The sequence below is a fragment of the Moraxella sp. 179-F 1C4 NHS genome (genome assembly GCF_045370505.1).
Taxonomy (GTDB): Bacteria; Pseudomonadota; Gammaproteobacteria; order Pseudomonadales; family Moraxellaceae; genus Faucicola; species Faucicola tetraodonis.
Genome location: NZ_JBIQEC010000010.1, coordinates 13,480 through 39,928, shown reverse-complemented (window position 1 = coordinate 39,928; position 26,449 = coordinate 13,480). Strand labels below are relative to the sequence as shown.

Sequence of the window (26,449 nt, the reverse complement as noted above, 5' to 3'; positions counted from 1 at the left end):
ATTAACGGCATTTTCAACTTCAACAACCGAAACCAAGTCTAACTACATGGCATATAAGGCAATACGCTTTTGCGGACTGGTAGATTTTAAAATTCCAACTTGCAATTCATAATAAACCACACTCGACAAAACAATCTCACTTCGCTGACAAGCCAATAATCGCTGTTTGACGTTGCCTAAGCCTTTGAAATAATAGATAAGAGTGTTGGTGTCCAGTAAATACTTCATAACGGCTCTCTATGCACGTCTTGGCTCATTGAGTGACGGATGTCTTCCAAAGTCGGAAAATCCTGCCACGCCCCTGCTAATTCTTGCACGTTAGATGACCATTGATTATTACTATTATTAGGCTGATTAAGCATCCCAGCACGTTGTTTGATTAGCTTATCAAGCCAACTAGTAGACGACAAGTTTTCCGCTTTGGCTTGGTGCAAAACTTGCTCAAGTACCTCATCATCAAGGGTTAAAACAATTTGCGCCATGTCTCTCTCCTTATTCGCTTTTCTCAAAGTATAACTGACAAATTCGGATTGAGCCAATCGGTTTACTCAACTACTAATAAAGCTTAATGCGCCTCATCCCAGTTATCACCAATGCCCACTTCAACCACCAGCGGCACGGCAAAATCCACATCCCAGCCTTTTTCCTTAGCGGTTTTTGACAACACATCTTGCATGGCGTTTTTTATCAACTCGGCAATCGCCTCGGCTTTATCCTCATCCGCTTCAAACACCAGCTCATCATGCACCTGTAGTAGCATTTTAGCGTTTTCTTTTGGCAATACCTCATTTACCGCAATCATGGCAAGTTTGATGATATCGGCAGCTGAGCCTTGTAGTGGCGCATTAATCGCCGCGCGTTCTGCCGCTTGGCGCACGCCGCGGTTGGGGTGCTGCATATCGGGGGTGAATAGCTTACGCCCCAAAATCGTGGTGATATAGCCTTGGTTTTGCGCAGCCGTGCGGGTGGCTTGCATATAAGCACGCACCGTAGGGTAGCGGGCGAAGTATAGCTTGATATAGTCTTGCGCTTGCTGGCGAGTAAAGCCCAACTGCTTGGCAAGCCCAAATTCACTCATGCCATAGAGTAGCCCAAAGTTGACCGCTTTGGCTTGGCGGCGTTCTTCGCTCGTCACATCATCAAACGCCTTGCCCAAAATCTCAGCGGCGGTGGCGCGGTGAATGTCATGCCCCTCCTGAAACGCGCGGATGAGCACAGGGTCATTGGCAAAGTGTGCCATCAGCCGAAGCTCGATTTGCGAATAGTCCGCCGATAGCAATTTGCGACCTTTTGGGGCAATAAACGCGCCACGAATGAGCCGCCCAGTATCAGTGCGAATCGGGATGTTTTGCAAATTCGGCTCAGTCGAGGACAACCGTCCTGTGGTTGTCAACGCTTGATGATAACTGGTATGCACACGGTCGTTGCTGTCTGCCACATTTGCCAACGCGTCTGTGTAGGTGCTTTTAAGCTTAGACAGACTGCGATGCTCAAGCACGGTTTCAATCAGCGGATGGTCGATGGTGGCAAGCACTGCTTCACTGGTGGAGTATTGCCCGGTTTTGGTTTTTTTACCACCTGTAATGCCTAAGCGGTCAAACAGCACTTCACCCAATTGCTTTGGACTGGCAAGGTTAAAGGTTTCGCCGGCTTGCGCAAAGGCGACTGTTTCAAGTGCTTGGATTTTTTCATCAAAACGCGCGGATAGTTCCCCCAAAAACCCTTTATTGAGCAAAATCCCGTCATGCTCCATTTGGCACAGGATTTGGGCAACAGGGATTTCTAGTTCATGGAGTAGCTTGGCGTTGTTCGGTTCTGCTTTGAGTTTTTCGCTAAACAGTTCAAATAACTGATAGGTGATATCGGCGTCTTCACAGGCGTAGTCACTTGCCACGGTTAAAGGGACTTTGTCAAAGGTGATTTGCTTGGCGCCTTTGCCTGCCACATCTTCAAAGGTGATGGTTTGGGTGTGTAGATAGTGACGTGCCAAGTCGTCCATACCGTGACGGGTGGCAACAGCATTAATCACATAACTGGCAAGCATGGTGTCCATCGCCCAGTTGCTTGGCTCGTTGATTAAGTTGATATCGTAATTTGCCAAAATATGCGCGTCGTATTTTAAATGCTGACCGATTTTGCCGATTTGTGGATTTTGTAAAATCGGTTTTAACTGGGCTAAAACATCCTCACGGGCAAGTTGTTCAATCCGATTGCCCATCTCATCAACGTGGGCAACAGGCACATAATAGGCTTCATGCGATTGCAGCGCAAACGACAAGCCGACAAGCTCGGCATGTTGCCAATTCACATCGGTGGTTTCGGTATCAATGACAAAATGCTTTGATGCGCCAAGGCATTGGATTAATTTATCAAAATCGGCTTGGGTGGTGACAGTATGCCACTGCTTGTTGGCAGTATTTTTGCTAGCTTGGCTAGTTTTAATCGCTTCGACCACAGCATTTTGAGCAGGCTCAGCAGCTTTAAAATTGCCGTTATTTGATGGGTGAAACGGATGGTTGAGCGACGCTATTTCACTTTTAAATTCCAGTTCGGTAAAAATTGCGCGTTTTTCTGCTATGTTAAAACTTGGGTCAGTTGGTAGCCGCAAAGTCTCCCAGTCAGGCACGATATCAAGGTCGGTAATAATGGTCGCCAAGCGTTTATCCAGCGCAATGCTGTCGGTGCTTTGCAAAAAGGTTTGTTGTTGCTTGCCTTTTAACTGGTCGACATTGGCAAGGATATTGTCAATGCTGTCGTATTGCTCAAGCAGTTTTTGCGCGGTTTTTGCGCCGATGCCTGCGACACCCTTGATACCATCCGATGCGTCGCCCATGAGGGTGAGATAGTCGATGATTTGACGGGGCTCGACGCCAAATTTGTCTTTGACCCCTGCGATGTCATAGCGTTTGTCATCAAAGCTGTTTTCCACGATGACACAGGGATTGACCAGTTGGCACATATCTTTGTCGCCTGTGGAGATGATGACATGATGACCTTCTAAGCAAGCACGGTGGGCGAGTGTGCCGATGATGTCGTCAGCTTCTACGCCTTCAATAGCGAGTAGCGGTATGCCCATCGCTTGTATCATCTTGTGAATGTAAGGGATTTGCTCGGCAAGTTCGGCGGGCATTTCTGGGCGGTCGCCTTTATAAATGGGGGAAAGCTTGTGGCGAAAGGTCGGCGCTTTGGTGTCAAACGCCACCGCCATGTGCGTCGGGCGGTATTTTTCCATCAGTTTTTTGAGGGCGTTGAGCGTGCCGCGGATGGAGTTGGTGTGCAAGCCTTGGGTAGTTTGCATGGTGACAGGCAAGGCATGAAAATTGCGGAACATATAATACGAGCCGTCCACCAAGATAAACGGCGGCTTGTCGATGTTGATGTGATCGGTATCAAGTAAGGCAGTTGCAGTCATAGGATTACTTATCTTTATGTTGTTAAAATATGCTGTCAAAATACAGGCGAGTATCAAAATATAAGATAGTGTCAAAATACAGGAAAAAATTTTATATTATCCGCATATTATACTGGCTTTTGGCGGCTAATCGTTAAGCATTTCAAACTCATTCATTGGCAGAAGCTGGATAGATTTTGGCAGATGCAAATCGGGTGTATGCTAAGCAAGTGCGAAGTTTTGGGGGTTGTCATGGCGGCAACTTTGCAAAAATTCCACCAATAGCCGGTAGCCAATGTGCTACAATTTTTTGGCAATTTTAGACACAACCAATTTTTAGACACAACTAATTTTTAGGCACAACCAATTTTTAGGAACAAAAGGGAACTTTATGGGCAATAGCTATTACACACTGCTTGACCGCACCATGACCGATGATATCACCACATCAAACTACCGCTGCAATATCCACTGCCAAGGCGCATGGAATGACAACGAACAACACATGGCGGCAGCGACCGGACTGTTGGCTTACGAGCTTGAACAATTTAAACCGCGCAGTGACATGCGTATCGGGCGCATCAGTCTGGATATTTTTGGGCTGATTTATTTTGGCGATGTTAGCGTGACCACCCACATCATCCGTCCGGGTCGCACTATCGAACTGATCGAAACCACAATGGCGGCCAATGGCAAAACCTGTATCGTTGCCCGCGCGTGGCGTATGCAAACCAGCGACACATCAGAGATTGCTGGGCTGGAAGATGAGCGAATCGGTCATCCAGAAAGCTATCCGAACTGGGACGGCATGAAGCATTGGGGTGGTGGCTATATCGACAGTATTTATCTTAAAGCTGACCCCGATAACCGCCAAGGCGATGGCATCGTGTGGATCAATACCGATATCGACATGGTCGAAGAAAACGGTCAAGTACCGCCCACATCCGACTTTGTGCATTTGATGGGTATGGTCGATACCGCCAATGGCGTGGTACCGCGCATTCATCAACCCAATACCATTGAATGGTTTTTCCCCAATTTAGATTTGCAAATCCATCTGCACCGTATGCCTGTTGGGCGTTGGCTGGGACTTGAGACTGTGCAACAATTTGGGAGCGATGGCGTGGGTCTGACCAGTAGCGTGCTACATGACGCACACGGTGCATTTGGTCGTAGCGAGCAAATTTTAACCATTCGAAAAGCCTAAAAAACTATCAGGAGCAGCAATCATGGAAGATAACAACACGCTAACTGAACACTCGGTCAACGACGCCGAATTTTGGCAAAAACGCTATGATGATGGCTACACTGGGTGGGACATCGGTAAAATTTCGCCACCCCTGCAAGCCTATATCGAGCATTTACTCGACAACGGCGTGAGTAAATCGGTACAGATTTTAATCCCTGGGGCGGGCAACGCCTACGAAGCAGGCTATCTTCACGAACAAGGTTTTAGCCATGTTTGTGTGGTGGATTTTGCCAAGCTCCCTTTGGATAATTTTGCCAAGCGCTATCCCAGTTTTCCCAAAGCGCACCTACTACAAGCGGATTTTTTTGGCTTAGAGCCTGCGCAGTATCAGTTTGATTATATTATTGAGCAGACGTTTTTTTGCGCGATTGACCCCAGTAGACGCAGCGATTATGCCAAGCAAATGCAAAAGCTCCTCAAACCCACGGGTAAATTGGTGGGCGTGTTGCTAGATAAGCATTTTGAAAGCAATCCACCGTTTGGTGGCGACAAGCAAGAATATGAAACATTATTTCAGCAGTTTTTCACCATTGATAAACTGGCGCCTTGCTATAATTCAATTAAGCCCAGACAGGGTAGCGAATTATTTTTTATCCTGAGCCAAAAGAAGGTAGAGGACGCAGGTATCCCCTAAGCGTTAAACCGCTAATCGTTAAACTACTAATCATTACCTTACCATTTCTTTGACGATGAAGCAGGTGGGAAAGAAGCAGTGTCTTGAAGCGCGGGAAATTAATGGCTTTGAGCGCATCTTGACCTCAGCGCGTGCCACTGCCCAAGAAAATCCGCAGCTAGTGGCATGGCGTTGATGATAAAAAAATTTGCCAAGACATAATGAATTAAAGTTTTAATATTATGCCAATAATCTATATTGGTTTGTCAGCTTAACGCCATAATATCCATGATGGAAAAAGGATAATATAAGGTCTTGTTAGCGGTAACTAGCACAGGTATTTTATCAGCAAATTCCAGCATCTCTTGTTCTGGTAACTCGGCAATATCAATCGACTGCCAGCGTATATCGGCAACGGCTTGTGCTTGACGCAATAAGCTTTCAGCGATTTCACACAGATGACACCCGACTGTGCCATATAATCGCCAAGTAGTTGGGTCAGCCATAATGTGATCGTGCGGATTTGTCATGTTTTGGGCGTCGAAGTCGGACATATTCTGCCTTAGCATATAGCCAAAAATGCCATAATACGTTATATTTTTGGCTTAAGCCATCGCTGCTTTTGCCCCCGCCGCTAGGAATACACCGTGACCAAACCCGCTACCAAGAAACCCGCTACCAAAATGTCGATAAAGCCCAAACCTGTCAACACAGCTTTACCACCCACCAACCGTGGTATCGGGTTTGGTGGCTGGGTCAAGCGCATTTTGCTCATAGTCATTGCCTGTTTTGTTGCGTTTCATGTAATAGTTGCAGCCTTATTGGTTGTCTGGAAAACCCAGCCTATCAACAACAGTATGTTCATGATACTGTATCGCTTGGGCAATTTTGCCCCTGTCAGCCAGACCTGGGTAGATGACAATCAAATTTCGGTGAATGTAAAACGCGCGGCGATTGCCAGCGAAGATGCCAACTTTGTCAATCACGCTGGCTTTGATGTGCAGGGCATTGAGAATGCGATTAAGAAAAATGAAAAAGCGGGGGCTATCAGCGCGGGTGGCTCAACCATTAGCCAACAGCTTGCCAAGAATTTATTTTTATACCCCAATCGCTCGTATTTTCGCAAAGGCGAAGAAGCGTTAATTACCTTGATGATTGAAAACATGTGGACCAAAGAGCGGATTTTGCTTGCTTATCTCAATGTCGCAGAGTTTGGTAAAGGCGTGTATGGCATTGAAGCAGCCGCTCAGCACTACTACCATAAGTCGGCAGCGCATTTGACCAAGCGACAAGCCGCATCTTTGATTGCTATGCTACCTAATCCCAAATATTTTGAAGGCAACCGTAACGACCGCCGCCTGCTTAACAAAACCCAAATTATTCTACGGCGCATGGGGGCGGCAGATTTGCCCGACACGGAATAGTCAAGAAACTCATGTATCATTACACGCTTATCATTATATTGTTAACTTTACACTGTTAAAAATGCTTGACCATAAAAGGACTGTGCTATGCCAAACACTGCCAAACAAGACCAACCCAGCGAAGAGCATGTATCACAAATCAATCCGATACTAGGCTTTAACAGCATTTGCTACCCAAACGTGTTTGAATATCAACAAAACGATAGCGAGCTGTACTTTAATCGTGAATTGTCACTGTTACAGTTTCATCAGCGGGTACTCGCCCAAGCCACCAATCCTCGCCACCCACTGCTTGAACGACTGTTTTTCTTGATCATTTTTTCATCCAATTTAGATGAATTTTTTGAAATCCGTGTCGCAGGCTTGATGCAAAAAGTACAAATGGGCGACGTGGTGAGCAGTATCGATGGTATGCGCCCCAGTAAGGTTTTGTCATATATCTCTAAAATCGCTCATCATGCGGTGGATGAGCAATACCGTATTTTGAACGATGAAATTCTGCCTGCACTGGCGGAGCAAGACATTCGCTATCTAAAACGTGATGAATTGACCCAAGAGCAAGCCGCCTGGGTAAAAAAATATTTTGCTGAGCAAGTCGCGCCCGTGCTGACGCCGATTAGTATTGACCCTGCACATCCTTTTCCTAGATTGGTGAATAAAAGCTTGAATTTTATGGTGGGCTTAGAGGGCAAAGATGGTTTTGGTCGCGATATTAACATGGCGATTGTCCCTGCACCCCGAAGCTTACCGCGGGTTATTCGCTTACCCAATGAACTGACAGGCGGTAAAGAACATCACATCATGCTCACCGCAGTGATTCACGGGCATATCGAAGACTTATTCCCTGGCATGACGGTCACAGGCTGCCACCAATTTCGTTTGACCCGTAACGCCGATTTAGATTTATCCGATGATGTCGAAGACTTGGCGAAAGCGTTGGAAGGTGAGTTAGAGAACCGCCGATTTGGTGCCAAAGTGCGCTTAGAAGTGACCACCTATTGCCCACAGCCGATGGTGGATTATCTACTTGATGAGTTTGGTTTAAGCCAAGAGCAATTATACCGTGTCAATGGTCCTGTCAATCTGACGCGTTTGTTGTTTGATTTTAAAATCCCAAATTTGCGTTATGAGCCGTTTAATCATGCCATTCCCAAAGCGTTTCGCCGTGATAGCTTGGATAAAAATGAAAACGTGTTCCATGTCATTCGTAAGCAAGATGTCTTGCTGCATCATCCGTTTCATTCGTTTTCACCTGTGGTCAACATTTTGCGCCAAGCCGCCAATGACCCCCGTGTATTAGCCATCAAACAGACCCTTTATCGCTCGGGGACAAACTCTGAAATTGTCCAAGCGCTGGCCGAAGCTGCCCGTAAAGGCAAAGAAGTCACTGCGGTGATTGAGCTGCGTGCGCGCTTTGATGAAAAATCCAACATCGAAGTAGCAAACTTTCTGCAGCAGGCTGGGGCAGTGGTGGTGTATGGCATCGTCGGATACAAGACCCACGCCAAGCTGATGATGATTGTGCGCCGTGAGGAAGATAAAATCCGCCGCTATGTGCATTTGGGCACAGGCAACTACCATGCGGGCAATGCCAAAGCTTATACCGACTATGGTCTATTTACCGCCAATGAAGCAATCACCGAAGATGTGCATAAAATATTTAACGAACTCACGGGCATGGGCAAGCCAGCCAAAGTGCAAAAACTACTGCATGCCCCCTTCACCTTACATGACAGACTCATGGGTTTTATCGACAACGAAATTGCTCATGCCAAAGCAGGCAAAGAGGCGCACATCATCATCAAGGTCAATGCGATGACCGAAAAATTACTGATTGACAAGCTATATGAAGCATCGCAAGCAGGCGTTAAAGTCAATCTGATTATTCGTTCAATGTGTTGTATTCGTCCGCAATTACCCGGCATATCCGACAACATCACCGTGCGCTCTATCGTTGGGCGGTTTTTGGAGCATACCCGCGTGTATTATTTTGCCAATGGGCATCAAAATCCCAATGCTAATGGCAAACGTACCTACCGTTTATATTGCGCCAGTGCAGACTGGATGGATCGCAATTTATTTAGCCGTGTTGAAGTGGCTTTTCCCATTGAAGACCCCGTCGTCTTCAAACGCATTATGGAAGATTTGCACAATTACCTAAAAGACAATGTCAATGCATGGGAGCTTGATGCCAAAGGCACATGGCGAGCGATTACCCCTAGTGAAGGTGAAGCAGCATTCTCGGCACAAGATTATTTATTAGCCAAAATCACTAGAAAAGGCTAATTTTGCTAATCACAAGTTTGAGTCAATTGCACCGCTATCTACAGAAGATGGCGGTTTTTTTGTTGATGAATGCGCTGATTTACACCCAGCGTTCAAAATTTACCGAATGGTAATAAATCTGCCAAAATTTCACACAGCTAAACACTTATCACATAGTGATAACAGCTTGTTACGCGAACACTTATCACAAACTGGCGTTATTTGCTACTATCGAACTTATAAAAGTAAAAGTATGAAAGCGATTGAATTGGCTATTTTTTTTACATAAATTTAATCGCGCTCTATTTAAAAGTCTTTGATTAAAATCTTTGACTTGAATTTATACTAATAAAAAACATAAGGAAAATTACCATGTCACAGAATCAAGCACAAAACCAAGAACAGAATCAACCAAGCAACCAAACCGAAATTCAAAAAGCGACAGAAAATGTGGATCCCAGTCAATTATCAGAAAACTTGGACAAACAAAATAGTGTGAAAGGTGAACCACAAGACTTAGACAAAAGTGAAAACACCCCGTTTATTGACGAGTCATTGCGTACTGACAACCACTAGAATTTTAATTGTTAAACTTTTGAATACTAAGCGTTTAATCATTAAATTTTGATTGACTAATTTATACAGCTCAACTTACAAAAATAATAACTAATTGAGCGATAACAATTAATTAAAGGAATAAAAAATGCAAAATCAAAATAATGTAGAGATTGTAGATCCAAAAACAGGTGTCGCCGTGACCCCACAAGCCGTTGTAGTAGAAGACAGTGTCACCCACCAATCGGGTGATGGATTGACCACAGGCATGTCGCCGTCAATGGAAACGCCCGATATTTTTGATAATACCCCACAAGCGGCGGTAAAAGTCCAATCCGCAGAAGACGTGGCGAATGGCGAATTATCGGATGAAAATGTAGCACGTATTTCTGAGGAAGAGGCGCAGAAATTACAGCAAACTGCCCAAGCCAATCTCAATGCAGAAAATTCACTTCATACGTTATCAGATGGTAGTGTAGATATCGACCGAGATCACTAATTTTCGATATCATTAAGTTTAAGCATTTAATTGGGTTGATAACGAAAAAGGAATGACCATGAATTCACCAGAAGCACAAACCAAACACGTCAATTTAGGCGATAAATCCGCCGAGTTCGTCGATCGTCGTGACCAACCGGGACAAGCGTTCGATGATAATGTCAATGAACATACTATTGGCGGTGACGCGGTTGGTAATGAACAGCTAAAAAGCGACACCATTAATGAGCGCAATCTTTATACTACCCCAGAAAATGCCCAAAAACGCACTATAAATCCTGATGGCTCTATTCCAAGCGTTGGTAGTGAGTGACAGTAAGTGGCAGTGAATCAGTTTAAGGATTAAATTGTAATAGCTAACCATCCACCCCATTTGATGGTTAGCTTTTTTTATCGTTACAGTCTATGAAAATCTCACGCAATCCAACCTCATGCAATCCAACTGGGTACCCCACTATGAAAGCGTAATTCATCATCGGGTTCATTGATGAGCTGCGTTTCTACTTGACGAAAAAACGCCACCCGCGCATCAATTGGCTCGTCACTGATACTTTGCGCTAATGCCAAATAATCTTCAAAATGACGACTTTCTGATTTTAGCAAATAGCGATAATATTTTGCCAAACGCTCATCCTCAATCACTTGTGACAGTGCCCAAAAACGTTCACAAGATCGGGCTTCGATGAAAGCACCAATAATTAAAGTGTCTATCATCGCTTGCGGCTCGTAAGTGCGTTTATGTTTGAGCATACCTGCGGCGTAGCGACCTGCAGCAATATGTTGCCACGCTTGTCCACGCTCTGCCATCAATCCCATCACTTGCTCATAATGGAGCATTTCTTCTCGAATCAGCTGAGCAAGCTTTAATTGCAGCTCAGTATGCGACATATAGCGAAAAATCAAATTCATCGCAGTGCCTGCGGCTTTTTTTTCACAATTGGCATGATCTTGGATGATAGTCGGCAAATCTGCCATCGCAGCTTTTAGCCATTTATCCGACGTCGTACTACCCAAAAACGCCAAAACAGGGGTGATATCAATGGGCTTTGGCTGATAGACAGAGTTATCGTTATCCAAGTCGATGACGGCTAATTCATCAAAACTGCCGTCCGTTTGTAGTGGGGTATTGATAAGAGCGGAATTTGACAAAGAATTACTCACTTATTGACACGTTAATAAAGTGATATTTTACCAAAAATCAGTAATAAAACCCTTGGCACAAAAATTTATATATAACGATTATTTAAAAAATAAATAGTTTTTATTTCTTTATTTTTATAAATGATGTTCGTATAATCAAATGTGAATTTTTTGCTATTTTAGGTCAAAACATAAGGAAAAATGCCATGTCAGAACGCGTTCAGAAGGGTAGTCTAGCGATTGATACACAGCTTTATAACTTCATTGCCAATGAAGTTACGCCAGTCGTGGGCATCGATAACGAAAAATATTGGCAAGAATTTGAAAAAATTGTCAAAGCATTCCAACCCCGTAATAAAGCATTGTTGGCAAAACGTGACGAGATTCAAACCCAAATCGATGACTGGCATGCCAAAAACCCCGCTAGCAACGGTCAAATCGACAAAGCCGCCTATACCCAATTTTTAAAAGACATCAACTACATCGTCCCAGAAGGCGATGACTTTTTGGTTGAAACCCAAAACGTGGATGACGAAATCGCCCATATCGCAGGCCCACAGTTGGTGGTACCTGTACGCAATGCCCGTTATGCGCTAAACGCAGCGAATGCGCGTTGGGGCAGCTTGTATGATGCGCTATATGGTACCGATGTCATCGATGAGAGCAATGGCGCAGAAAAAGGCAAAGGCTACAACCCTGTTCGTGGCGGCGAAGTCGTAAAATACGCCAAAAACTTCTTGGATAGCAACTTTGCCTTAGCGGAGGGCAAATATGCTGACGTTACCGGTTTTAAAGTTGAAGACGGTAAATTAGTGATAGTCCAAGGTGACAAAACTACCTCATTAGCCCAGCCAGAAAAATTCGCAGGTTTCCTAGGCGATGCGGCAAATCCAACGGGTATTTTACTGAAAAACAACGGCCTACATGCCGAAATCCAAATCGACCCATCAAGCCATGTGGGTAAAGATGACCCTGCAGGCATCAAAGATGTCTTGATGGAAGCCGCGGTTACCACCATTCAAGACTGTGAAGACTCAGTCGCTGCCGTTGACGCCGAAGAGAAAGTAGAAGTATATCGCAACTGGTTTGGCTTGATGAAAGGCGACCTGAAAGATAGCTTTGAAAAAAATGGCAAACAAACCACCCGTACCATGAACCCTGACCGTGAATACACCGCGCCAGATGGTGGTAAAATCACCTTGCACGGTCGTTCAGTGATGCTGATTCGTAACGTCGGTCACTTGATGACCAACCCCGCGATTTTAGTCGATTTTGAAGGCAAACAAGAAGAAATTTATGAAGGTATCATGGATGCGCTAATCACACCACTGTGTAGCCTGCCAGATATTTTGGGTAAAAACAGCTTAAGCAATTCACGCACAGGTTCAATGTATATCGTAAAACCAAAAATGCACGGTCCAGAAGAAGTGCAATTTACGGTAGATTTATTCTCTGCAGTAGAAAAAGCGTTAGACCTACCCGAGAATACTTTAAAAGTCGGTATCATGGATGAAGAGCGCCGTACTACCGTTAACTTAAAAGAATGTATCCGCGTTGCTAAAAACCGCGTTATCTTTATTAACACAGGCTTTATGGATCGTACCGGTGATGAGATGCACACCAGTATGAAAGCAGGTCCCTTTGTCCGTAAAAACGACATGAAAAATACCGATTGGCTCAATGCTTATGAGCGTTGGAACGTAGACATGGGCGTCAAATTGGGCTTACCTGGTAAAGCGCAAATCGGTAAAGGCATGTGGGCAAAACCTGACAACATGAAAGAAATGGTTGCCACCAAGTCCAATCATCCAAAATCAGGCGCGACTTGTGCTTGGGTACCATCACCGACGGGCGCGACGCTTCACGCCATGCACTACCATGAAACCAACGTCATGGACGTGTTAGATAATATTAAAGACCGCGAGCCTGCCAAGCTAGATGACATTTTGACCGTGCCACTTGCTACGGATACCAACTGGACAGATGAGCAAAAAACTGCCGAGCTTGAAAACAACATTCAAGGTATCTTAGGATATGTAGCGCGCTGGGTTGACCAAGGCGTTGGCTGTTCTAAGGTACTAGATATTGATGACGTTGCCTTGATGGAAGACCGTGCTACCTTGCGTATTTCTAGCCAGCACGTTGCCAACTGGCTAGCGCATGGGGTTGTGACGCCACAACAAGTGGATGACGTACTCAAACGTATGGCAAAAATGGTCGATGAGCAAAGTAAAGACGATCCAGCCTATATCCCAATGGCAAATGACTACAATACTTGGTCATATAATGCGGCGCGTGATCTTATCTTTAAAGGTACAGTACAACCTAGCGGATATACTGAGCCATTGTTACATCAAGCCCGTCTTAATCTCAAAGCTAACTAGATTTTAGCAAATCAAACCTATCAATCATTCAAAAAACCATCAGATTTGTAACTGGTGGTTTTTTTATGGCATAAAAATATTGCAAAATGTTTCAGAGTGAATTACTCTAATTTCACAATTAAATTTAGATTCTGTTAACTGTTTCATTGTTTTGTAACAAATTGTTGGCAAAATCTATCTATACAAAAGAATTGCTACGCATCTGTGTAGTTTCACCTAGGATATTGTGGAGAAATCCTTATGAAAAAAATCGCAATCGCTTCAGCCATCGCTTTAGCTTCAATCACTGCTGCCCATGCTGCGCCAACTGTATATGGTAAAGCATTTTTAACCTTAGATTATGTTAGTACAGACTACGACGCATCTAATAAAAAAGATGAAGATACGTTTAAACTCAATTCAAACGCTTCACGTATCGGTTTTAAAGGTGACGACGATTTAACTGACACCACTAAACTTATTTATCAATTAGAATATCAAATCAACCCTGATGACGATAGCCAACAATTTAAATCACGTAATACTTATGTAGGCTTAGCCCATAATACGATGGGTACTGTATTGGTAGGACGCAATGATACCCCATTGAAACTTGCACAAAATAAAGTTGACGTATTTAATGACACCTTATTTGATATGGCGAACGCGGGTGTTTCAGGTGAAAATCGTGCTAACAACACATTGGCATATCAATCACCTGTCATTGTTGGTATGCCAGTGAGTTTTATGGCAGCTACTGCTTTATCTGAAACTGATACAGATGGTGACGTTTTAGTAACCGCTAAGACTGATGCTGTTAAAAATGCTGACGGTACAATTAAAACTCCTGGAAAACCTGCAGTCTACCGCGATAGAAAAGTAAAAGATAACGGTTATTCTGCATTATTAGCCTATGACAAAAATGGTGTTTATCTAGCCGGTGCTTATGACAAAGACATGGGTGCTAACAATGTAAATACTGGCGTGATTGATAATACGTGGCGTTTGGTTGCTGGTTTAGATATGGGCAAAATGAATATGGTTTCGGGCTTAACTTTAGGTGCTCTATACCAACAAAGCCAATACTACGATAATTATAGCATCGTTAACAACAACCGTGTTAACAAAGCCAGTGAAGATGAAAAATCTTGGCTAATTAGTGGTAAATATAAAGTTGGTGCAACACCTTGGGCAGTTAAAGCACAGTATGTTAATACCACTGACGAAAAAGGCGTAAAAGATGCTGATGTAAATGAAATCGCAGTTGGTGGAGAATATGCATTCAACAAAGCCACAACCGGTCACATCTATGCAGGGCAAATCAGCCGTGACAATAACAAAGATGATTTGATTGTAGGTACAGGTATTGAATACAAGTTCTAATATATCTAGCTCTTAGTTTATCGTAAAAGCTAACTAATTATTTAGTTAGCTTTTTTATTTTCATTAACGCTAAAAATTAATTAAAAAAAATATGATTTAATACTAGAAAGAATATTATGTCATTAAGATTAAAAATAAATTTACAGCCATTAAAAAATTAAAAAAACTATTGCAAAATATTTCAAAATTGTTATCCTAGTATTCAGAGGTATGCTTTTAGTAATTAGTACGAATAAAATGTAAATATATTCAAACTTTATTGCTAGACTTATACAATTAATAGTTGACGCTATTAATAGTAATCAAAGTAAAGATTTTCTTGCTTTGGTTGTTCGGAGAGGTAGTGGTGCTGACAAGCTACCAGTTATCTAAAATTTGTTTTTCCTGATAGAGATGACCTATGAAAAAATTACTTTTAGCCACAGCCGTCGCTGCACTTTCAGTTTCTGCTGCCCATGCTGCTCCAACTGTTTATGGTAAAGTATTTTTGACAGCTGACTACACTGATACGAATTACGATGATAACTACCGTGCCAATGCTACTGCAACTTCAGCACCTAATGACGAAAGTACAGTGAAACTAAACTCAAACGCATCACGTATTGGGTTTAAAGGTAGCGAGGAGTTAACTGACACTGTTAACTTGGTTTATCAATTAGAATACGGTGTAAGCCCAGATGATGACCGTACCCAGTTTACTTCACGTAATACCTATATCGGCTTAGCACACAACACTTTAGGTACTTTAATTGCCGGTCGTCATGACACCCCATTTAAAATGGCAAAAGGTAATGCGGATGTTTTTAACGCCAATGCAGCTACATTAAGTTTAGAAAACTCAGGTGTTATGGGTGAGACCCGTGCCAATAATGTGATTGCGTACAAATCACCAACTTTAGTGGGCATGCCATTAACTTTTATTGCAGCAGTTGTCTTATCTGAAAAAGATGATAACGATGGTGTAACTACTTATCCAAATACTAACGAAAAAGTTGATAATAAAGATAATGCCTATTCAGCATCTTTAGCCTATGATCAAAACGGTGTGTATTTAGCTGCTGCTTATGATAACAATGTTGGAACATCATTTGGTCCAGTACTAGATGGCAGAAAATATGTAGAAGATTCAGCATGGCGTCTAGCAGGCACCTTCGATATGGGTAAAATGAATATGGTTCAAGGTTTAACCCTTGGTGCACTATATCAACAAGCTGATGTTTATGGCTATTCTGATGATTCTGAATCTTGGTTGATTTCAGGTAAATACAAAATCGCTAATACACCTTGGACTGCAAAAGCCCAATATATCGACACTGATTTTGGTGACAATGATAGCTCAGAAGTTGCTGTAGGTGGCGAGTATGCCTTCAATAAATCAACTACTGGTCACATCTATGCTGGACAAGTTAAAGCAGATAACTTCAAAGATGTAACTATCGTTGGTACGGGTATCGAATACAAATTCTAATATATCTAACTTTTAGATTGCTGTAAAAGCTAACTAATTCTTTAGTTAGCTTTTTTATTGGCAGAATAAAGTTCGCTATTATCTTGACAAAAATCAATAATTATCAATTTGATTAAAAATAAATCACAATTGATATAAAAAGTGTAAAAACTATTGCAAAATATTTCAAAATTGTTATCCTAGTATTTAGAAGTATGATTTTAGTAATTAGTAAGAATAAATTGTAAATATATTCAAACTTTATTGCTAGATTTATACAATTAATAGTTGACGCTATTAATATGAGCCAAAGTAATAGTTTTCTTGCTTTGGTTATTCGGAGAGGTAGTGGTGCTGACAAGTCACCAGTTATCTAAAATTTGTTTTTACTGATAGAGATGACCTATGAAAAAATTACTTTTAGCCACAGCCGTCGCTGCACTTTCAGTTTCTGCTGCCAATGCTGCTCCAACAGTTTACGGTAACGTTCTATTAACTACTGACTATGTTGATGGTAACTTAACAGTAAAGAAAGATGGTAATAAATTAATCGATGAAGATTATAGTACCACTCAACTAAATTCTACAGGTTCAAGTAATCTTACAGGTTCACGTATCGGTTTTAAAGGTGCGGAAGCATTAACAGCCAATACTGACCTAGTGTATCAATTAGAATATGGTATTGATGTTGATGCGGACCAAGGTCGAAACTTCCGTTCACGCGATACTTATATTGGTCTATCAAACAAACAATATGGTACTTTAGTTGCTGGTCGTTTGTCTGCAATCGATGATAATATCAATTACGCAGGTCAAACTGTAAGTCTATATGACACCTATAGCACAGGTTTCAGCGTCGAAGCTGCTGATGAAGAAACAGCAGATATTTTAGGTGTTGACGAAGGCGAGACAGTAAAATTAGGCTTGGCATATTGGGACGGTAATCGCGCTAACAATGCCCTTGCTTACTTCTCTCCATCATACAATGGTCTTCAGTTCATGGGCATGTATGTTATGGAAGAAAAAAATTCAACTGATTTAGCGACTGAATCAGAAGCATTCGGTGCAGGCTTAAAATATGAGCCAACTAACCAACCTTTCCGTGCAGGTGCTACTTATATCAAATCTAGCGACTTCAGCACTGCGCGCGTAAGTGGAGCATTTGATGTAAATGCTGCTACTACATTAGGCGCACTATATCAAGTTACAGATTTAGATGAAGATAAAAATGAGAACTTATTTACTCTAAGCGGCTCATACGCAATTCCTGCTACAAAATGGAAAGCTTACGCACAAGGCGATATGGTAAAAAACATGAGTGGTCTTGATGGCTTAGATGGTTCACGTTTTGTAGTTGGTGGTAAATATGGTTTTAATGCTGCAACAACTGGTCACCTATATACTGGTTACAGCAAAATTGAAGCTAGCGAAGATGGTTTTGATCTAGATGCAAGTGGTTTTGGTCTAGGTGCAGGTTTAGAATACAAATTCTAATATTTACTAGAATTTGCTATCAAAAAATCCACTCAGCGATGAGTGGATTTTTTTATGAGTGCGCGATTTATTGATAAAAATAATTTTTTGCTAAACCTAGGCATTTTCGAGTAAAATTCTTTTTTACCAACGAGCGAAATAGATAACATGACAAAATTCATCTTTGTAACTGGCGGTGTCGTTTCTTCACTTGGCAAAGGTATCACCGCTGCATCGGTAGCCGCGATTCTTGAGGCACGTGGTCTGAAAGTCACCATGACCAAAATGGACCCTTATATCAATATTGATCCAGGTACAATGAGCCCGTTTCAGCATGGTGAAGTATTTGTTACCGAAGATGGCGCAGAGACTGACCTTGATTTGGGTTATTACGAGCGTTTTTTGCGCCACTCAAAAATGACGCAACGCAACAACTTTACCAGTGGGCGTATTTATTCGGCAGTGATTGAGAAAGAACGTCGCGGTGATTATTTGGGCGGTACGGTACAGGTCATTCCGCATATTACTGATGAAATCAAAGCGCGTATTCGTGCCAGCGGAGAAGGCTACGATATTGCGATGATTGAAATCGGTGGTACTGTCGGTGATATTGAAAGCTTGCCATTCATGGAAGCGGTGCGTCAAATGCAAGTTGAACTCGGTCGCAACAATGCGATGCTGATGCATTTAACCCTCGTGCCTTATATCGCGAGTGCAGGCGAGAGCAAAACCAAACCAACCCAGCACTCAGTCAAAGAATTACGCAGCATTGGCTTGCAGCCTGATGTGCTAATTTGCCGTAGTGAACACGCGATTAGCGATGATAATCGCCTAAAAATTGCATCGTTTACCAATGTTGAGCAACGTGCCGTTATCCTTTGTCCAGATGCCAAATCCATTTATCAAATTCCAAGTATCCTGCATGCCCAACATTTAGATGATTTGATTTGTGAACGCTTTGGGTTAGATACCCCAGAGGCGGACTTGAGTGATTGGCACCAGTTTACCCAAGCGTTGTTAAATACCCAAGAAACCGTCACTGTGGCGATGGTGGGTAAATACGTCGAACTGCCTGATGCCTATAAGTCAATCAATGAAGCCTTGCTACATGCGGGCGTGGCAAATAATGTCAAAGTCAATATTGACTATGTGGATGCCGAAAAACTTGAAAACGATGACAGCCTGTTTGAGCATATTAAATCTGCCGATGCCGTGCTTGTTCCTGGCGGATTCGGTGAGCGCGGCACTCTGGGTAAAATGAAAGCGATTCGCTATGCCCGCGAAAACAATGTGCCTTATTTGGGGATTTGTTTGGGTATGCAATTAGCCGTCATTGAGTTTGCGCGCAATGTATTAGGTCTTGACGCCAACTCAACAGAGTTTGATAAAAAAACCAAAGCGCCATTGATTGGTTTGATTACAGAATGGTTTGATGAAAAAGGTGAACTACAAGTGCGTAGTGACGCCTCAGATTTGGGCGGTACCATGCGTTTGGGTGCTCAAAAAGCCGAGCTTGTGGAAGACAGCAAACTGCGCCAAATCTATGGCAGCCCTGTGATTACTGAGCGCCATCGTCACCGTTATGAAATGAATGGTCGCTATATCGAACAGCTGGAAAATGCTGGTATGAAAATTTCTGGTTATTCAGCCAAACAGCATTTGGTCGAGTCAGTAGAAATTGCCAATCACCCTTGGTATATCGCGGTACAATTCCATCCAGAATTTACCAGCCAGCCACGCGGTGGTCATCCATTGTTCAATAGCTTTGTTGCAGCGGCGAAACAAACCAAAAAATAGTATTTATGGCGCATAAGAAAACCATCTGTTACAGGTGGTTTTTTGTTTTTAGCCAGCTTCGTATCTAGCCAATTATGCTATAGTGATAATCAATAACAACTTTAACAACATACTGAGAGCCCTATGACCACTAACTTACCGACACCACAATCCCATATTCAGCTCAATGATATCACCATCGGCAATGATCAACCGTTTGTGCTGTTTGGCGGCATGAATGTACTAGAAAGCAAAGATTTGGCATTTGAAATTGCTGAAAGTTATATTGACATCTGTAAGCGCTTAAATATCGGCTATGTGTTTAAGGCAAGTTTTGATAAAGCCAATCGCTCAAGCTTGTATTCATTTCGTGGTCCAGGTCTGGAAAAAGGTATCGACTGGCTAAGCGATATCAAAAAAGCGTTCAATGTGCCCATTATCACTGACGTACACGAGCCGTACCAAGCTGAGCCTGTGGCAGCAGTGGCGGATATTATCCAGTTGCCCGCGTTTTTGAGCCGACAAACCGACTTGGTAGCAGCGATGGCAAAAACCGGTGCGATTATTAATGTCAAAAAAGCACAGTTTTTGGCACCCCATGAGATGAAGCATATCATCAATAAATGCCTTGAAGCCGGTAATGATAAAATCATCTTGTGCGAGCGTGGCAGTGCGTTTGGTTATAACAATCTTGTTGTCGATATGCTTGGCTTTGACACTATGAAAAAAATGCAGGTTCCCGTGTTTTTTGATGTGACCCATAGCTTGCAGCAGCCAGGGGCAAGAGCAGACAGTGCAGGCGGTCGCCGAGAACAGATTACTACGTTAGCACGCGCTGGCATGGCAACAGGATTGGCAGGGTTATTTTTGGAAGCGCATCCAAATCCTGATGTTGCCAAATGCGATGGCCCTTGTGCGCTGCGGTTGAGCCAGCTTGAGCCATTTTTAGCCCAGTTAAAACAGCTTGATACCTTAGTCAAAGGGTTTGAGGTATTAGATACTCATTAATTTTTACTCAAATTTTTAACACAAATTTGCAACGCCTCGTTATTAAAATGCTATCAATCGATAACGAGGCTTTTTTTTGGCTATGTTATAGTGCTAGGTTATAGGAATATAACAATATTTTATCACCCATAGTATAAATACAGGAATAACCATGGCAATTCAAACAGTCGCGTATGATTTAAAAGGTATTAATGACCCAGCAGGCTATGAGGAAGTCATGAAAGCTTTAACCACCATCGGCGGGGTGCAGGCAGTACATCTTGAGCCTGAAAATCATCGCGTGATTGTAAGCTTTGATGATACCCAGACGTCAGTTTTTGCCTTCAAAGCTGCGCTGACCAATGTCGACTATATTACCGAGCCTTTCCCGATTGAAGCACCTGCCAACCCTGCCAACAATCGCACTTTAGCGGGTGATTTGGCAAAAGATGGTAGACTTTCCTAAATCGCTTGTTCAGTGGCTACGCTCGATGTGGCAAGCGTGCTTGGTCACTGAACCATCTTGTACGCCATCTTGTACGCCATCTTGCAAGCCCTCTAAAATGCTACAGGTAGGCGAGCCATCTCCCAAACAATTATCGTGCCATCCTTGCAGGGTGGCTTTCATTGATTGTAATCGCTGTATTTTATCGTTTAGTTCATCGATGTGATTGCGCGTTAATGCTTTGACTTTGGCATTGCTACGCTGCTTGTTGTCTTGTAGAGCCAATAACGCTTCAATCTGCGCTAACGAAAAATCCACATCACGGGCATGTTTGATAAATTTTAGACGCTGTAATTGGGTATCGCTAAAAATACGGTAACCACTGTCCGTGCGCTGGATGGTCTGTAATAAACCGAGTTTTTCATACTCACGAATTTGTCTGGGCGATAATTCAGTCAATTTAGCGACTTCATTAATATTCATTTTTTGCTTGACCTTGACCTAATGTTAAGGTTTATAGTAATACCACAGTGTGATAAATCAATCTTTTTTTTCAAAGAACGTAAAAAAAGCAACCTGAAGGATATGAATATGAATAACATCATGGGTTTGCCATGGCTGGTGGCATTGGCGCTAGGTATGACGGCTTGTACAAAAAATGACACTAGCCAAACTGCAACGACGGCATCAAGTACCGATTCAATGAGTACCCATGCGAGTATGACCCAAGCGCAGTCAATGCATCATATGGCTTCGGCAGCAGATACGCAGTCACAATCACAGCCGCCGCATATCATGGCTTATATGGATATCATGAATAAAATGCACCAAGCCATGTCAGAAGGGGTGCAAGCTAAGAATGCCGATGTGGGATTTGCTAAAGGCATGATACCGCATCATGAAGGCGCAATTGCGATGGCAAAAGTGGAGCTGCAATATGGCAAAGATGCCGAGATGAGAGCCCTTGCGCAAAAAATCGTCGATGCCCAGCAAAGTGAAATCAGCGTCATGCAAAACTGGTTAGATAAAAACGAATCAAGTGAGGTAGCGGCGAGCAATGCCAAAGAAATAACGCAAGCCTATCAGCAAAAAGACATGAGCAACCACGATGCCATGATGCAAGGGACTATGGACGCCAATCCTGATATTGCCTTTGCCAAGGGTATGATACCGCATCACCAAGGCGCAATTGATATGGCAACGATAGAGCAAACCTATGGTAAAAATCCAGCGATGCTAGCACTCGCCAAGCAGATTAAACAAGCGCAAACGCCAGAAATCAAACAAATGCAAGATTGGCTTAGCAAACAAGCCCATTAATTAAAAAAATAGCCACCTAAAACCACCTAAAAAAGGAGCGTAGTATGACAACCCAAACCATCACCTTAAATATCCAAGGCATGACTTGTGGCGGCTGCGTCAAAAGCGTAACCAATGCCCTCAATCAATTGGCAGGGGTGCAATCTGTCGATGTCAGCCTTGACCATAACAGCGCAACCATCAGCTTTGATGACAGCCAAGTACAACAAAGCGCGCTTAAAGAAGCGATTGAAGACGCTGGTTTTGACGTAATATAAAGACGCCACACAAAGACACCATACAAGACAGACACTATCATGACTACCCAATCGATCCACGCGTCAGACAACGTCCATACCGAGCAAATCATTCTTGATATCGATGGCATGACTTGTCAAGCCTGTGCTAGCCGCATCGAAAAAGTGCTCAATAAAAAGCCTGCAATCGTGCAAGCCGATGTCAATTATGCCAATGAAGTAGCGCAGGTGCAGTTTGATGCCTCACAAACCAACGCCGAGCAGATCGTAGAATGGGTGAAAAAGACAGGCTATGAGGCAAAAGTACAGCCGCAAAACGCGCTATTTGCGCATGAAGCCCATGAGCAAATAGCGCCCTACACCTTGATTGCGGTTTGGATTTGCTTGCTGCCTTTTTTGATTGGCATGGCGGGCATGATGATAGGCAGTCACGCACTGATGCCGCCGCTATGGCTACAATTTGTGTTGGCGACTATCGTACAGTTTGGCTTGTCGATGGCGTTTTACAAAAGCGCGTGGGCGAGTATCAAAGGCGGTCTTGCCAATATGGATGTGCTGGTGGTGCTTGGCACACTGACAATTTGGGCGTATTCGACCTATAGTTGGTTGAGCTATCTGCAAACCACAGCGCACATGGGGCATGATGGGATGGCGCATAGCATGCCCCATGTGTATTTTGAAGCCAGCGTGATGGTAATTGCCTTTGTCAAAATGGGGAAATACCTAGAAGCCCGTACCAAAAAACACAGCCTAAATAGCATCAATTTGCTATTAGCGCTCACCCCTGAGCAAGTGGAAGTTAAAAACCCCAATCCGCAAAGCCAAGATGCGCAGTGGCAAATCCTGCCCCTTGAGCAAGTCACTGCTGGTCAAATTTTACGTGCTAAAGCAGGTACTCGCATTGCCACGGATGGCATTGTCACCGCTGGCGAAGGCTGGTGTGATGAGAGCCATTTAACGGGTGAATCAGTGCCCCTGTCTAAACATATTGGTAGTACGGTGCTGGCAGGTGCCATGGTAGAAAACGGTAGCTTTGAATACCAAATCACCGCCAAAGGTAGCCAAACACGGCTTGGCGATATGATACAAGCGCTCAACGACGCGCAAGGCAGTAAAGCTCACATCGCCCGTCTCGCAGATAGAGTCGCAGGTATCTTTGTGCCGGTGGTGGTTGCCATCGCTTTGTTGACTTTTTTTGCCAATTATTGGTTCTTAGGCGCGTTTGACACGGCACTCATGCGTGCGGTGTCGGTGTTAGTGATTGCTTGCCCCTGTGCATTGGGATTGGCGACGCCGGCAGCCATCATGGCGGGCATGGGTGTGGCAGCACGCTCAGGGGTTTGGTTTAAAGATGCGCAAGCCTTAGAAGCGGCAGGTGCAATTGATACGGTAGTACTGGATAAGACAGGCACCATCACCCAAGGTAAACCCCAATTATCTGCAGTATACCTGATAGATGACAATCTAAAACTGTTTAACCTAGACAAAGCAGCGCTGCTGCAGCTTGTTGCCAGTGTCGAGCGTCATGCGAACCACCCGCTTGCGACCACGCTAGTGAACTATGCTGAATCCTACAATAAACAGACTGATAAGCCTCAAAATCCAGCGGCATTTACCATAAGCCATGTGGAAACAGTGCTCGGGCAGGGGATACAGGCACAGGTAGCCACGATTGGGCGGGTGAAAATCGGCACGCCAAGTTTTGCCAATCTTCAGTTGCCTGCAGCGATTATCCAAGCCAATCCTGTTTGGCAGATTGCCAGTCAAGTGGCGGTAAGTATCAATGACACCCCTGTGGCAGCCTTTGCGCTAGCCGATGAGCTCAAACCAGACAGTGTTAAGGTGATTGCGTCGCTGCAAGCCCATCATCTAGATGTGATAGTGATGAGTGGTGACAAGCAGTCGGTAGTTGACTTTATCGCCCAACAAGTCAAAGCAAACCAAGCCTTTGGTGAGCTGTCACCCCGTGATAAAGCGCAAAAAATTGATAGCCTACAACAACAAGGTAAAAAAGTAGCAATGGTGGGCGATGGGGTGAATGATGCCCCCGCGATGGCAACAGCGACCGTAAGTTTTGCGGTAGAAGGCGCAACCGATATTGCCAAACACATTGCGACGGCAAGGCTAATGGGCGAGTCGCTCAAACATGTCGATTATGCGGTCACAATTGCCCGCGCAACCCTGCGTAATATCAAGCAAAACCTATTTTTTGCGTTTATCTATAATTGCCTTGGTATACCGTTAGCGGCGTTTGGGCTACTCAATCCGATGATTGCGGCAGCGGCGATGGCGCTGAGCTCGATTTCTGTACTACTCAATGCCTTGCGACTCACCCGCATGAAGGTTACTTCCTAACGGCTTATGGTTATTTTGACAACCTATTGAGGCTGATTTTACTTGGCTAAGTATGACTATGCATGACCTACGGGCGATAGTGATAAGCTGCTAAAACCTGTTAAAATATGCTATGATAATCCCACCCCATTTGTATTTTAACAATCCCATTGTTGATTGTGACAGCCAAGGAAAATACCATGTACGCTGAAGAAACCACCACCAATAACCAAATCAAAGATATCATTGCCCGCGAAATTTTGGACTCACGCGGCAACCCAACCATTGAAGCCGATGTGATTTTAGCGGATGGTACTATCGGTCGTGCAGCAGCACCATCGGGGGCATCGACAGGTTCACGTGAAGCGCTTGAGCTGCGTGATGGTGACGCATCACGCTATCTGGGTAAAGGGGTCAAAAAAGCCGTTGCCAACGTCAACCGCGAAATTCGTTCATCACTGGTTGATATGGACGTATCAAAACAACAAGACATTGACAACAAATTATTAGCGCTTGATGGTACAGAAAACAAAGAAAAATTGGGCGCCAATGCGACCTTAGCAGTATCTTTAGCAGCAGCCCGTGCCGCCGCACAATCACAAAAACTGCCACTTCACCAGTACATTGCCAACCTACGTGGGCAAACATCACTATCGATGCCGGTGCCGATGATGAACATCCTAAATGGCGGTGCCCACGCGGACAACACTGTTGATATCCAAGAGTTTATGATTGAGCCTGTTAATTTTACCAGCTTCAGTGAAGCGTTGCGTGCGGGTACAGAAGTGTTCCACAGCCTAAAATCTGTGCTAAAAAAACAAGGCTTAAATACCGCCGTCGGTGATGAAGGTGGTTTTGCACCAAACTTACGCTCAAACGAAGAAGCGATTACTGTCATCATGCAAGCGATTGAGCAAGCAGGGTATACCGCAGGTAAAGACATTTACTTAGCGCTTGATTGTGCCTCATCAGAGTTTTACAAAAATGGTCAATACGTACTTGAAGGCGAAGGCAATAAAGCCTTTAGTTCAGAAGGTTTTGCGGATTATTTAGCCAGTCTTGTGAACCAATACCCAATTATCTCGATTGAAGATGGTCTGGATGAAAGCGATTGGGATGGCTGGGCGTACTTAACGCAAAAATTGGGCGACAAAGTACAGCTCGTGGGTGACGATTTGTTTGTCACCAACCCAAAAATCCTACAAGAAGGTATCGACAAACACATTGCCAATGCGATTTTGATTAAATTCAACCAAATCGGTACTTTATCAGAAACTTTAGATGCCATCTATCTAGCGAAGAAAAACGGCTATGCCACCGTCATCTCACACCGCTCAGGTGAGACTGAAGACAGCACCATCGCTGACTTAGCCGTGGGGACAGCTGCAGGTCAAATCAAAACAGGCTCACTGTGCCGTTCTGACCGTGTTGCCAAATATAACCAATTGCTTCGTATCGAGCAGATGGTCACCGCAAGCTACCACGGTGCTGACGAGTTTATCGGTTTACGCAACCCAAAAGCCTAACTTTAAAAGCTCAGCACCAAAAG

At 43.7% G+C, this 26,449-nt stretch carries 24 protein-coding genes; 18 read left to right on the top strand and 6 right to left on the bottom strand.

Annotated elements, in window-relative coordinates:
• Nucleotides 1-42 precede the first annotated feature (42 nt).
• The 3 genes from ACH0AB_RS06410 to polA form a co-directional block, all read right to left on the bottom strand.
• A complete protein-coding gene (locus ACH0AB_RS06410; RefSeq protein WP_406877631.1) occupies nt 43-228 on the bottom strand; it encodes a PIN domain-containing protein in 186 nt (61 codons plus the stop codon).
• Complete coding sequence (locus ACH0AB_RS06405; RefSeq protein ID WP_406877630.1) at nt 225-482, bottom strand: hypothetical protein; 258 nt, start codon at nt 480-482, stop codon at nt 225-227. The genes ACH0AB_RS06410 and ACH0AB_RS06405 overlap by 4 nt, the downstream gene beginning before the upstream one ends.
• 83 nt (nt 483-565) lie before the next feature.
• Complete coding sequence (gene polA, locus ACH0AB_RS06400) at nt 566-3,412, bottom strand: DNA polymerase I (RefSeq protein WP_406877629.1); 2,847 nt, start codon at nt 3,410-3,412, stop codon at nt 566-568.
• Between the two features lie 406 nt (nt 3,413-3,818).
• Between polA and ACH0AB_RS06395 the strand changes: the two genes are divergently transcribed.
• Together ACH0AB_RS06395 and ACH0AB_RS06390 are read left to right on the top strand one after the other, a co-directional pair.
• The gene (locus tag ACH0AB_RS06395) at nt 3,819-4,598 is read left to right on the top strand and encodes a thioesterase family protein (protein ID WP_406877667.1); all 780 of its coding nucleotides are present in this window, start codon (nt 3,819-3,821) and stop codon (nt 4,596-4,598) included.
• 22 nt (nt 4,599-4,620) lie between these two features.
• Nucleotides 4,621-5,274 carry a methyltransferase domain-containing protein gene (locus tag ACH0AB_RS06390; RefSeq protein ID WP_406877628.1) on the top strand — a complete coding sequence of 218 codons (654 nt, stop codon included), beginning with the start codon at nt 4,621-4,623 and terminating at the stop codon, nt 5,272-5,274.
• Nucleotides 5,275-5,519: 245 nt separating this feature from the next.
• On the opposite strand, the gene ACH0AB_RS06385 is transcribed toward ACH0AB_RS06390, so the two are convergent.
• Nucleotides 5,520-5,807 (bottom strand): glutaredoxin family protein, encoded by a 288-nt coding sequence (locus ACH0AB_RS06385; RefSeq protein ID WP_406877626.1) that lies wholly within the window; start codon nt 5,805-5,807, stop codon nt 5,520-5,522.
• A gap of 129 nt (nt 5,808-5,936) precedes the next feature.
• Between ACH0AB_RS06385 and mtgA the strand changes: the two genes are divergently transcribed.
• From mtgA to ACH0AB_RS06360, 5 genes are all read left to right on the top strand, one after another.
• Nucleotides 5,937-6,677, top strand: a complete 741-nt coding sequence (mtgA, locus tag ACH0AB_RS06380) for a monofunctional biosynthetic peptidoglycan transglycosylase (protein ID WP_406877666.1) — start codon at nt 5,937-5,939, stop codon at nt 6,675-6,677.
• Between the two features lie 87 nt (nt 6,678-6,764).
• Nucleotides 6,765-8,963: a polyphosphate kinase 1 gene (gene ppk1, locus ACH0AB_RS06375; RefSeq protein WP_406877625.1), complete on the top strand. Its 2,199-nt coding sequence runs from the start codon at nt 6,765-6,767 to the stop codon at nt 8,961-8,963.
• A gap of 351 nt (nt 8,964-9,314) precedes the next feature.
• Nucleotides 9,315-9,518, top strand: coding sequence for a hypothetical protein (locus ACH0AB_RS06370; protein WP_406877623.1), 204 nt, complete (start codon nt 9,315-9,317; stop codon nt 9,516-9,518).
• Between the two features lie 127 nt (nt 9,519-9,645).
• Entirely contained in the window at nt 9,646-9,996 is a 351-nt protein-coding gene (locus ACH0AB_RS06365; protein WP_065253205.1) for a hypothetical protein, read from the top strand.
• 58 nt (nt 9,997-10,054) lie between these two features.
• Entirely contained in the window at nt 10,055-10,309 is a 255-nt protein-coding gene (locus ACH0AB_RS06360; RefSeq protein WP_309576949.1) for a hypothetical protein, read from the top strand.
• A gap of 116 nt (nt 10,310-10,425) precedes the next feature.
• Here ACH0AB_RS06360 and ACH0AB_RS06355 read toward each other — a convergent pair whose 3' ends face one another.
• Nucleotides 10,426-11,073: a MiaE family protein gene (locus ACH0AB_RS06355; protein WP_406877665.1), complete on the bottom strand. Its 648-nt coding sequence runs from the start codon at nt 11,071-11,073 to the stop codon at nt 10,426-10,428.
• Nucleotides 11,074-11,342: 269 nt separating this feature from the next.
• On the opposite strand from ACH0AB_RS06355, the gene ACH0AB_RS06350 reads away from it, so the two are divergent.
• The 7 genes from ACH0AB_RS06350 (at nt 11,343) to ACH0AB_RS06320 (ending at nt 21,031) form a co-directional block, all read left to right on the top strand.
• Nucleotides 11,343-13,520 (top strand): malate synthase G, encoded by a 2,178-nt coding sequence (locus tag ACH0AB_RS06350; protein WP_406877622.1) that lies wholly within the window; start codon nt 11,343-11,345, stop codon nt 13,518-13,520.
• 240 nt (nt 13,521-13,760) lie between these two features.
• Nucleotides 13,761-14,882, top strand: a complete 1,122-nt coding sequence (locus ACH0AB_RS06345) for a porin (protein WP_406877621.1) — start codon at nt 13,761-13,763, stop codon at nt 14,880-14,882.
• A 400-nt stretch (nt 14,883-15,282) separates the two neighbouring features.
• The gene (locus ACH0AB_RS06340) at nt 15,283-16,350 is read left to right on the top strand and encodes a porin (protein WP_406877620.1); all 1,068 of its coding nucleotides are present in this window, start codon (nt 15,283-15,285) and stop codon (nt 16,348-16,350) included.
• Between the two features lie 384 nt (nt 16,351-16,734).
• Nucleotides 16,735-17,823, top strand: a complete 1,089-nt coding sequence (locus tag ACH0AB_RS06335) for a porin (protein WP_406877619.1) — start codon at nt 16,735-16,737, stop codon at nt 17,821-17,823.
• Nucleotides 17,824-17,970: 147 nt separating this feature from the next.
• Entirely contained in the window at nt 17,971-19,599 is a 1,629-nt protein-coding gene (locus ACH0AB_RS06330; protein ID WP_406877617.1) for a CTP synthase, read from the top strand.
• 123 nt (nt 19,600-19,722) lie between these two features.
• Nucleotides 19,723-20,586, top strand: a complete 864-nt coding sequence (gene kdsA / locus ACH0AB_RS06325) for a 3-deoxy-8-phosphooctulonate synthase (protein ID WP_007116110.1) — start codon at nt 19,723-19,725, stop codon at nt 20,584-20,586.
• A gap of 151 nt (nt 20,587-20,737) precedes the next feature.
• Nucleotides 20,738-21,031 carry a heavy-metal-associated domain-containing protein gene (locus ACH0AB_RS06320; RefSeq protein WP_135888454.1) on the top strand — a complete coding sequence of 98 codons (294 nt, stop codon included), beginning with the start codon at nt 20,738-20,740 and terminating at the stop codon, nt 21,029-21,031.
• A 9-nt stretch (nt 21,032-21,040) separates the two neighbouring features.
• Here the strand turns inward: ACH0AB_RS06320 and ACH0AB_RS06315 are convergent, their stop codons facing one another.
• Nucleotides 21,041-21,493 (bottom strand): MerR family DNA-binding protein, encoded by a 453-nt coding sequence (locus ACH0AB_RS06315; protein WP_406877616.1) that lies wholly within the window; start codon nt 21,491-21,493, stop codon nt 21,041-21,043.
• Nucleotides 21,494-21,601: 108 nt separating this feature from the next.
• On the opposite strand from ACH0AB_RS06315, the gene copM reads away from it, so the two are divergent.
• The 4 genes from copM (at nt 21,602) to eno (ending at nt 26,426) form a co-directional block, all read left to right on the top strand.
• Nucleotides 21,602-22,330, top strand: coding sequence for a CopM family metallochaperone (copM, locus tag ACH0AB_RS06310; RefSeq protein ID WP_406877615.1), 729 nt, complete (start codon nt 21,602-21,604; stop codon nt 22,328-22,330).
• A gap of 44 nt (nt 22,331-22,374) precedes the next feature.
• Nucleotides 22,375-22,587, top strand: a complete 213-nt coding sequence (locus ACH0AB_RS06305; RefSeq protein WP_406877614.1) for a heavy-metal-associated domain-containing protein — start codon at nt 22,375-22,377, stop codon at nt 22,585-22,587.
• A gap of 39 nt (nt 22,588-22,626) precedes the next feature.
• Nucleotides 22,627-24,921, top strand: coding sequence for a heavy metal translocating P-type ATPase (locus ACH0AB_RS06300; protein WP_406877613.1), 2,295 nt, complete (start codon nt 22,627-22,629; stop codon nt 24,919-24,921).
• Between the two features lie 179 nt (nt 24,922-25,100).
• Entirely contained in the window at nt 25,101-26,426 is a 1,326-nt protein-coding gene (gene eno, locus ACH0AB_RS06295; protein WP_314233526.1) for a phosphopyruvate hydratase, read from the top strand.
• Nucleotides 26,427-26,449: the final 23 nt, after the last annotated feature.